The sequence below is a fragment of the Streptomyces sp. NPDC005070 genome (assembly GCF_053600395.1).
In genome coordinates, this window is record NZ_JBSFZS010000409.1 from 1 (window position 1) to 1,981 (window position 1,981).

Here is a 1,981-nt window from a genome sequence, read left to right on the forward strand (position 1 = left end):
ACCGTCCGGCCGCGGCCGGACGGTGGACGCCGGGCACGCCGAGGGCGCCGATCCCCGCGGATCGGCGCCCTCGGCGACCTGACCGGACAGCTCGGCCGGGTCCGCCGGCCGTCACCCGTGGACGGCGGCCGGCTCGGTCTCGTCGCGGGTCGCGGCGAGCGCGAGCTCCGGCAGCACCGCGTACAACGGCGTCGCACGCGCCACACGCAGGCAGGGCGCGGGAACGGGCGGGGCCAGCGGGGCGTGATCGGCGGCGCGGGCCCGCCACGAGGACCAGATGATCTTTCCACCGACGTTCGTGGCACAGCAGCCCCAGCCGTCACTCAGGGCCGCAATCCGGGCCAGACATCCCTGCGGCGCCCGGTGCGGGCTGATGTCCTGGCTGTTGTCCGAGACGGCCGCGAACAGACGCCGGCCGTTCCACCACATCTCGATCGTCGTGTTCTTGTCCGCCGAGTGCTGCTCGATGGTGCGGAGCAGCGCTTCCGCACAGTCGCAGACGGACTCGACGAGATTCTCCAGGTTCCAGTACCTGAGGTGCGCGGCCAGGATGCGCCTGACCTGCCCGACCTTTTCCTCGCTGAGCTCCACATCCAGGTGGTAGTAGCAGGGAACTGCGGCTTTCATCTCGTTGGCTCCTCACCGGCGAAGCTCTCGCTCCTCCTCGCCCCCTGCGGGACCGGGCCCCGATTGCGAAGCGTGAGCGCCGATCACTCCTGAGTCACCCTCAGCATGAGAGGGCTACTCCATTCGTGCAACCCGAGCGCGACCCCGCCTGGTTGAAGACCCAACAAGACGCTCGGTCGCCGTACAGGCACCATGAGTGAGGGTGTCGCTCCGTGACGGACCGGCCCCCCTTCGCGTACGGCCCTCATCCGCCGGCCAGGCGAGCCGTGCGCGGTCGAGAGATCGGGAAGGTGACCAGCGTGATGCTGCTGCCTGCCAAAGCCGAGGTCGCCAGGCATCTGGAGCGCTACCGGGCGTGGGAACGCCTGCTTCTCGCGACTCCCTCCGACCGTGTGGTGCGGGGGAATTTCGAGAACACCGGATACACCCTGTGCGTCCTGATGGGGAAGCGGTGCGCGCGGGAGGCGGCGAACGCCGCCGAGGTCTACCTGCAGGACGTTCCCGCACGGATCTGAACGACGGTCCCAGGGACCGCACCGAGAGGGCCTTTCGCGGCAAACGACGATTCGGGCCCAGAACCGCGGAGGCGAGACGCATGGACGCGATCACGGACACGCACCACGAGACCGGCCGCACACCCGTCATGGATGTGCGGCCGGTCGTCGATCGCGGCAGGCGGCCCGCCAAGGCGGTTGTGGGCGAGACCTTCCAGGTCACCGCCACCCTTTTCGGCGAAGGCCATGACGCGGTCGGCGCGAATGTCGTCCTGGTCGATCCGGGCGGCCGTCCGGGCCCGTGGGCGCCGATGCGCGAGCTGGCCCCCGGAAGCGACCACTGGGGCGCCCCGGTCACTCCGTCGGCCATGGGGCACTGGACCTACCTGGTGGAGGCGTGGAGCGACCCGGTGAGCGGGTGGCGGCGCGCCGCCGGGATCAAGATCCCCGCAGGGATCGACGTCGGGCTGGTCCTGGAGGAGGGCGCGGCCCTCCACGAGCGGGCCGCCGCGGGCGTGCCGAAGGCCGCCGGCCGGGACACGGTGCTGGCGGCCGCGGACGCGCTGCGCGACGACTCCCTGCCCGCGGCCGAGCGGTTCGCTGCGGCCCTGGCTCCCGGGGTCGCGGCCGCTCTCTCGGAGCATCCGCTGCGTGAACGGCTCACCTGCTCCCTCCCGTTGCCGTTGCTGGTGGAGCGGGAGCGGGCGCTGTACGGGGCGTGGTACGAGTTCTTCCCGCGTTCGGAGAGCGGGGTGCTGGATCCGGCGGTGCACGGCACGTTCCGTACGGCCGCCGAACGGCTGCCCGCGATCGCGGAGATGGGCTTCGACGTCGTCTACCTCCCGCCCGTCCACCCCATC

General features: G+C 71.5%; 2 protein-coding genes and 1 pseudogene. 2 read left to right on the forward strand and 1 reads right to left on the reverse strand.

Features of this window, described 5'->3' with window-relative positions:
• Positions 1-111 precede the first annotated feature (111 nt).
• On the reverse strand, positions 112-627 hold the full coding sequence (locus ACWEBX_RS39645) for a pep a2 (RefSeq protein ID WP_451889556.1): 516 nt from the start codon (positions 625-627) through the stop codon (positions 112-114).
• Between the two features lie 302 nt (positions 628-929).
• On the opposite strand from ACWEBX_RS39645, the pseudogene ACWEBX_RS39650 reads away from it, so the two are divergent.
• Both ACWEBX_RS39650 and ACWEBX_RS39655 read left to right on the forward strand, forming a co-directional pair.
• Positions 930-1,121 (forward strand): annotated as a pseudogene (locus tag ACWEBX_RS39650) (DUF5133 domain-containing protein); the annotation flags it as partial.
• A 101-nt stretch (positions 1,122-1,222) separates the two neighbouring features.
• On the forward strand, positions 1,223-1,981 hold a 759-nt coding region (locus tag ACWEBX_RS39655), incomplete at its 3' end, for a maltotransferase domain-containing protein (protein WP_451889557.1).

Excerpts from the sequence above, each read along its gene's own strand:
- ACWEBX_RS39645 (WP_451889556.1), bottom strand. The coding sequence starts at position 627 with ATGAAAGCCGCAGTTCCCTGCTACTACCACCTGGATGTGGAGCTCAGC.